Here is a 7,168-nt window from a genome sequence, read left to right as displayed (position 1 = left end):
CACCCGACAATCATCACAACTGCGCCAACAAGAGGCCCAGCACAAACATCTTGTTTCTCAGCAAGAAAGCCGCGCAAATCTTATCGAAGCAGAACGAGAATTGGAAACCGCTGAGAAAGCACTTCTTAACGCCAAAGAAACCTCGAATACCTTAGAAAAGGACGTACAGGATAAGCGCCTGACAGAGGAACAGACGCGTGATGCTAATCAAGATGCGCAAAGTGAACTCAACCAAATCAACGCAGAAATCCGCGCCCTGAATGAGCTTTTAAAAGGAGCATCATCCTCTGTCTCGGACCCAATACTTGATGAGCTTTCTGTTAAAGCAGGCTATGAAAAAGCATTGGGCGCTGCTCTAGGTGAAGATCTAAATGCGGGGTCCCAAGAAGAAGCGGTTGCTCACTGGCACGATATCCCCATGCGCACAGACCTCCCCGCACTGCCCGAGGGAATAGTCCCTCTTCTCAATTTTGTGCAATCGCCCACCCGTCTTCATGCCAGACTGTCACAGATCGGCCTTGTAGAGACCCGTACCATTAGCGAAGAACTCTATGCCCAACTGGCTCCGGGTCAAAGACTGGTATCAAAAGAAGGCACCTTGTGGCGGTGGGATGGCCTGACCGTCAGAGACGATGCACCCTCAACAGCAGCCGTAAAGCTGGAATATAAAAACCGTCTGAAAGGGCTTGAGAAAGAAAAAGCAAAAATTGAATCACATAGTATAAAAGCAAAAGAGCATTTCATCGCAGCAAAGCAGGCACTTGATAAAAGCCTAGAAGACGAAAAACTTGCCCGGCAAACCCTGAACAATGCCCACAACGACGTTTCCGCAGCCAAAAACCATCATACAACTTTAGCCCAAAAACACACCAAGCTCGCATCACAGCTGTCTGCCGCCGAAGAAAATTTACAACGGTTAATTCGCGAGAACCTTGAAACCAACGAACAGCAAAAAGCAACGGTAGCCGAAATAGAAGCTCTACCGGATCAAAAACAGGAAAAAGAGCAGCTAGCCGATTTAAAGGAAAAGCTGTCTAAAGAAAGAAACCTCCTAGGCTCGCAGCGCGGCAAGTTTGAACAGATCAAACGGGATGTCACAACCCGACGCGAGCGCCTCGTCAGTATCGAGAATGAATTGAATTCTTGGTCACGTCGCACCAAAGAAGCCAAACAGTATCTGGGCGAGATTGATATCAGGATAAAACGTACCGAAGCAGAAATAGACGTATGGAAAACCAAGCCTGAAGAGATCAAAAAACAGAAAGAAGCTCTGACCACGGTTATCACCCAATCTGAAGCATCGAAAAATCAAGCCTCGGAAAAACTACGTTCTGCTGAACTGGAACAAGCCGAAGCAGACAGACAATTGAGAGAATCAGAACAACTTCTCGCCCAAGCAAGAGAAGCCATGATCAGAGCAGAATCTACTGTTGAACAAAATAAACAAGCCATGGCGATTTTAATCGATCGCGTGCGGGAACGTTTGGGATGCTCTTTGGAAAAAGCACTTTCTATCGCAGATATTCAAATCGGCGAAGATTTGCCCCCCCGCGATGATGTCACCCGAAAACACGATCGCCTGACAAACGAACGGAACAATATGGGCCCCGTTAATCTTCGCGCGGAGCAAGAAGCCGAAGAACTGGACAAACAAATAAAAGGCATGTTGAACGACAAAGAAGACCTTTTGCTCGCGATTGGTAAGCTAAGGCAGGGCATCGCCAACTTAAATAAAGAGGGGCGGGAACGCCTACTGAAAGCTTTTGACCTCGTAAACGCTCATTTCTCCGATCTTTTCGTCAGGCTCTTTGGTGGTGGCCGCGCACATCTGACGCTTACAGAAGCAGAAGACCCTTTGCAGGCTGGTCTGGAAATTATGGCCAGCCCCCCGGGAAAGCGACTACAGGTCATGTCACTTTTGTCTGGTGGAGAACAAGCTCTTACAGCTTTGTCTTTGCTTTTCGCTGTATTCCTAACCAATCCGGCTCCCATTTGCGTTTTGGATGAGGTTGATGCTCCGCTCGATGACGCCAACGTGGATCGTTTTTGCAAATTGGTCGAGGAACTGGTTCACAGTACATCAACCCGTTTTCTCATAATCTCGCACCACCGTATGACCATGGCTCGGGTTCGGCGCTTGTTTGGTGTTACCATGAGCGAACGTGGCGTCAGTCAACTCGTATCGGTTAATCTGGAAGCTGCAGATGACCTAATTGAAAAGAAACCTTAAAGTTAAAACCTCTTTCTTATGCTCTCTTCTTTCGCGTCCGCACAATAAAGCACTTCTCTTTCAAAATATTACCCCTGCACAATCGGGAACAAAAACCTTGATCCATTTAGCTCTGAGAGGATAAGAACGGGGACGCATTGGAATTAGGTCAAAATCATGGCTGATTCTTTCTTGACATAACTATGATGCTCCACGTATGTTGCGCCCGCGTTTAACAGGTGCTACTTCAGCTCAAATGGTAGCCATCAGGAAGGCTTAATTAAATGCCGGAACCTGAAGATCGTTCGTCTTTGACGGACCTGGATAAAAGACTGCGCGCGGCTCGCGAGCGTCAAAATCAGGGTACTAAACCTGAATCCAGTAACCGAGCTGATGCAGCAAGCGGTATGGCGGTAGGTTTCCGCATATCCGTGGAAATAGTTGCAGCCCTGATAATGGGGTTTGGGATAGGGTACTATCTCGATCACTTATTGGGGACTAAACCTTGGTTGATGATTATATTCTTCTTCCTTGGTATCGGGGCAGCCTTTGCCAATGTGGTTAGGGTTGCTAAACAGTTAGAAAACAAAAAGCGTTTTCGCGATAATCGCGAAGATCGCGCAGAGTAAAATTAGAGGGGAAAGCTCGTGGCATCAGGTGGTTCAATCGACCCAATGCACCAGTTTGAGGTAACAACTCTTTTACCAATCCAACTAGGTAATTACGATATCTCCTTTACCAACTCAGCGCTGTTTATGTCGCTGAGCGTTCTACTCGTAACAATCTTCCTTGTGGGATCAACACGTGGACGTGCACTCGTTCCCGGTCGTTGGCAAAGCATGGCAGAGATGAGCTATGAGATGGTTGCGAACCTTCTCCGGGATAACGTCGGTTCAGCCGGACGTCAGTACTTCCCGTTTGTCTTCACTCTGTTCATGTTCATCCTCTTTGGAAACGTGATCGGTCTCGTACCGGGTACCTTTACTTTTACTAGCCACATTGTCGTTACCTTTGCGATGGCAATTATTATTTTCTTGGCGGTAACAGTAATCGGGTTCGCTCGCCACGGAGCAGGCTTCCTTCGCCTCTTCTTCCCACATGGTGCGCCATTGTGGACGGCTGTGATCCTTATCCCGATCGAACTGGTTTCTTACCTTTCACGACCCATCAGCCTTTCTGTTCGTTTGTTTGCGAACATGGTTGTTGGCCACGTTCTTTTGAAGGTCATCGCTGGCTTTGTCATCATGCTCGGTGTGTTTGGGTTTATCCCACTCGGCGTGCTTGTTGGTATTACAGCTTTGGAATTCCTGGTGGCGGCGTTACAAGCGTATGTCTTCACCATTCTGACTTGTATCTACCTGCATGATGCGATCCATCTGCACTAAGATCTTTTCGGAAATCGTAACTTTTTTATCTATCTAACGCACAAGCGTTACAAGGAGCTCGAGAATTATGGAAGCAGAAGCTGCAAAACTGATTGGTGCTGGTCTAGCTACTCTAGGTATGATTGGTGCAGGTGTTGGTGTTGGTAACGTATGGGCTAGCTACTTCCAGTCCATCGCTCGCAACCCAGCGTCTAAAGACGAAATTGGTGCGAACATCTGGATTGGCTTTGCTGTTACTGAAGCGATCGCACTGTTCTCTCTACTAGTTGCTCTGATCCTTCTGTTCGTAGCTTAATTGGAACAGATTGTTAGGCCGATGTTCTCGAATATCTTTATGGTATTTGATGGTATATCGGCCTATCAGACTTTTATCTGATCCAATTTTGATAACTGAACAAGGCGTGTAGCACGATGCCACAATTTGAACAAATCGATACGTTCGTAGGCCAAATCTTTTGGCTTATCGTTACCTTCGGTGTGCTCTACTTCCTGATGGCCAAGGTTGCTTTGCCACGTCTGGCCTCGATTTTGGAAGAGCGCGAAAATAGAGTTTCTGGTGATCTGGAAAAAGCAGAACGCTTGAAGCAAGAAGCTGAAGAGGTCCTTTCGGACTATCAGAAAGCTATTGCTGATGCGCGCGCTTCTGCTGTTGCCGCTCTGAAAGAATCTGCGGATGAAATCGCAGCCACTAGCGCCAAGCGCCAGGCTGAGTTTGACACCCAACTTTCGGAAAAGGTTCAGATTGCCGAAGACAAAATTAATGCTGCTCGTAGCGAAGCTATGGGGCACATTAAGGATGTTGCCAAAGACGTTGCCGCTGCCGCGACAAGTAAATTGCTTGGTACTGATGTAACCGACGCTAAACTCAGCAAAGCTGTTGACGAAGCACTAGGGGAGCAGAACTAATCATGGAATTATTTCAAAATCCTACATTTTGGGTTGGCGTTGCATTTGCAATCTTTGTATTTCTTGTCGTTACAAAAGGCGGGAAAGGCATTGTTGCTGGATTGGACGCACGCGGTGAAGCCATTCGCAAAACACTCGAAGAAGCTCAAAATCTTCGGGAAGAAGCGCAAAAAACGCTGGCTGAATACAAACGCAAACAACGTGATGCTCTGAAAGAAGCAGAAGCAATCATTGAACACGCAAAGCAAGAAGCTAAACGCGTTCAAGAAGATGCTGCTACTGATTTAGAAGAGTCACTTAAGCGTCGTGAACAGCAAGCCATGGACAAAATTGCTCAGGCAGAAACCGCCGCACTGAACGAAGTTCGTGATCAGGCAGTTGATGTTGCAATCACTGCGACCAAAAACATTCTGGCTGGCAGCATGACCAAGGCAAAAGCCAAAACATTGATGGATGATTCCATCAGTTCGCTTGGCGAAAAATTTCATTGATCTTTCTTAGATCATGCACAAAAAAACCGGCTCATCTGAGCCGGTTTTTTTGTATCTATGTTTCAAGACTTTCTTCCATAATAAACACTCACTAGATCTTTAGGGCAACAATCTCTTTAACTTCGGATTTGTTTGCAACAAGGACATGTGATGCAGGAACCTTGTTCCACCCTTCGTGATCTTCCGTTAATGGCTCGGAAACGACCACCAGATCGCCATCTTTATGACGCCAGTACAATGATGGTGCAAAACGATCATTCGAATGCCTGAGGCAATAAAGATCGTCACCGTCCGTTATTGCCATTGTACAGCGGAATGGCTCTGTAATATTTCTGTCTGCCTGTAATGTTTCGACTGTCGATACCATTTTTCGAATTGCATTTACCGGATCAGATTCCAATCCAAAATTAAACAACATATAAAACAGCGCTTCACTGTCTGTCGTCCCCATACGTTTAATATAATGTTCATCGGTGATGTAAGTTTCCAGAGCGCGTCTGAATTGTTCATAGCCCCCAACCTGACCATTATGCATCCCCATCCAATTTTTATAAGAAAAAGGATGGCAGTTAGCTCTGGATGTTGCTGTCCCTGTAGACGCTCTTACATGAGCAAAAAAATGTGATGATCTTATTTGAGATGCAAGGTGCTGCAAGTTGCAGTCATTCCAAGCAGGCATCGTTTCCCTATACAGGCCAGGTTCGTCTCTTTGCCCATACCAACCAACACCGAAACCGTCTCCATTCGTTGCAACCTTAGCTTCCGTGGCATGCTGAGACTGCTCAACAAGAGAATGCTGCGGTTTAAAAAGTAATTCTTCCAAGAAGATTTCTTGTCCGGAATAGGCCAGCCAGCGGCACATTAAATTGCTCCAAATTAAAAAGGACTATGAAAAATTTCTTATGAATCCCAAAAGAGTACGGGCAATATATCAAAAGAAGTACCTTATGTTACTCACAATCAATACATCAGCAATAGACATCTTGCTTATAATAAAATAAAAAAAGGAGTTCGTGTTTGCACACGAACTCCAGTCCCAGCATTGGACGGGAACAGGGTGCGGCCCTATCCCAAGTATGTCAGGCCGTCCCTTGCCTAACATACACGCCCTATGAGGACGGAGAGATCAGATATAATGAGACACCCAGCAATGGTCCCATCTGGTCTCTCCGCTTTAGCGGCCTATTCAGCCGCATCCCGATAGCTCTCTACCGAAGGGCAAGAGCAAATTAGGTTACGATCACCATATACGTTATCAACCCGCCCAACTGGCGCCCAATATTTACCGTCACGAAGTCCTTCAACAGGATAAGCTGCTTCTTCACGGGTATAAGGATGATCCCAACTTTCAGATAACATTGATGCTGCCGTATGTGGGGCATTGCACAGCATGTTATCTTCCAAAGGTAATTCGCCAGATGCAACACGACCGATTTCTTTCCGGATAGAAATCATAGCGTCGGCAAGACGATCAATTTCATATTTGGATTCAGATTCAGTCGGCTCAATCATCAAGGTTCCCGGCACAGGAAATGACATTGTCGGCGCGTGGAAGCCATAGTCGATCAAACGTTTGGCGATATCATCAACCGTGATTCCGATGTCATCCTTAAGCGGACGAACATCAATGATGCATTCATGCGCAACCATACCGTTCTTTGAAGTGTAGAGAACCGGATAATGATCAGAAAGACGCTTCGCCAGATAGTTCGCATTCAAGATAGCCATCTGAGTTGCTTTCTTCAGACCAGAGGCTCCCATCAACTTCAGATAGGTCCAGGTAATCGGAAGAATGCTTGCTGATCCCCAAGGTGCAGATGTCACAGCACCCTGCCCTGTTTCTGGCCCAGCCTCGGCAACGAGAGAGTGGTTTGGCAAGAAAGGCGCAAGATGCTTACCAACACCGATCGGCCCAACACCTGGCCCCCCACCACCGTGTGGGATACAGAATGTTTTATGAAGATTAAGGTGTGATACATCGCCACCGAACTTGCCCGGCTTAGCCAAACCAACCATTGCATTCATATTGGCGCCATCAACGTAAACCTGCCCACCAAAGTCGTGAACAATGCCACAGGTTTTACGAACTTCTTCTTCAAACACGCCGTGTGTTGAAGGATAAGTAATCATAATCGCAGCAAGGTTTTCCTGATGCTTTTCTGGTTTGGCATACAGAT

At 46.6% G+C, this 7,168-nt stretch carries 6 protein-coding genes and 2 pseudogenes; 6 read left to right on the top strand and 2 right to left on the bottom strand.

The window, feature by feature from the left end:
- The 6 genes and pseudogenes from Q0241_RS12170 to Q0241_RS12145 all read left to right on the top strand — a co-directional run.
- Positions 1 to 2,230, top strand: a pseudogene (locus Q0241_RS12170) (chromosome partitioning protein ParA); the annotation flags it as partial.
- Between the two features lie 263 nt (positions 2,231 to 2,493).
- Positions 2,494 to 2,838, top strand: coding sequence for an AtpZ/AtpI family protein (locus tag Q0241_RS12165; protein WP_299377718.1), 345 nt, complete (start codon positions 2,494 to 2,496; stop codon positions 2,836 to 2,838).
- A gap of 45 nt (positions 2,839 to 2,883) precedes the next feature.
- Complete coding sequence (locus Q0241_RS12160) at positions 2,884 to 3,594, top strand: F0F1 ATP synthase subunit A (protein ID WP_085901471.1); 711 nt, start codon at positions 2,884 to 2,886, stop codon at positions 3,592 to 3,594.
- A gap of 67 nt (positions 3,595 to 3,661) precedes the next feature.
- The gene (locus tag Q0241_RS12155) at positions 3,662 to 3,889 is read left to right on the top strand and encodes a F0F1 ATP synthase subunit C (RefSeq protein WP_046503712.1); all 228 of its coding nucleotides are present in this window, start codon (positions 3,662 to 3,664) and stop codon (positions 3,887 to 3,889) included.
- A 116-nt stretch (positions 3,890 to 4,005) separates the two neighbouring features.
- Positions 4,006 to 4,500 carry a F0F1 ATP synthase subunit B' gene (locus Q0241_RS12150; protein WP_120497736.1) on the top strand — a complete coding sequence of 165 codons (495 nt, stop codon included), beginning with the start codon at positions 4,006 to 4,008 and terminating at the stop codon, positions 4,498 to 4,500.
- A 2-nt stretch (positions 4,501 to 4,502) separates the two neighbouring features.
- Complete coding sequence (locus tag Q0241_RS12145; protein ID WP_299377711.1) at positions 4,503 to 4,991, top strand: F0F1 ATP synthase subunit B; 489 nt, start codon at positions 4,503 to 4,505, stop codon at positions 4,989 to 4,991.
- A 91-nt stretch (positions 4,992 to 5,082) separates the two neighbouring features.
- On the opposite strand, the gene Q0241_RS12140 is transcribed toward Q0241_RS12145, so the two are convergent.
- Both Q0241_RS12140 and Q0241_RS12135 read right to left on the bottom strand, forming a co-directional pair.
- The gene (locus tag Q0241_RS12140; RefSeq protein ID WP_299377710.1) at positions 5,083 to 5,853 is read right to left on the bottom strand and encodes a class II glutamine amidotransferase; all 771 of its coding nucleotides are present in this window, start codon (positions 5,851 to 5,853) and stop codon (positions 5,083 to 5,085) included.
- A gap of 320 nt (positions 5,854 to 6,173) precedes the next feature.
- A pseudogene (locus Q0241_RS12135) lies at positions 6,174 to 7,168 on the bottom strand (glycine dehydrogenase (aminomethyl-transferring)); the annotation flags it as partial.

This window comes from uncultured Kiloniella sp., assembly GCF_937128705.1.
Classification (GTDB): Bacteria; Pseudomonadota; Alphaproteobacteria; order Kiloniellales; family Kiloniellaceae; genus Kiloniella.
The sequence above is the reverse complement of the archived record's forward strand: the minus strand, read 5'-3'. Positions and strand labels throughout refer to the sequence as shown.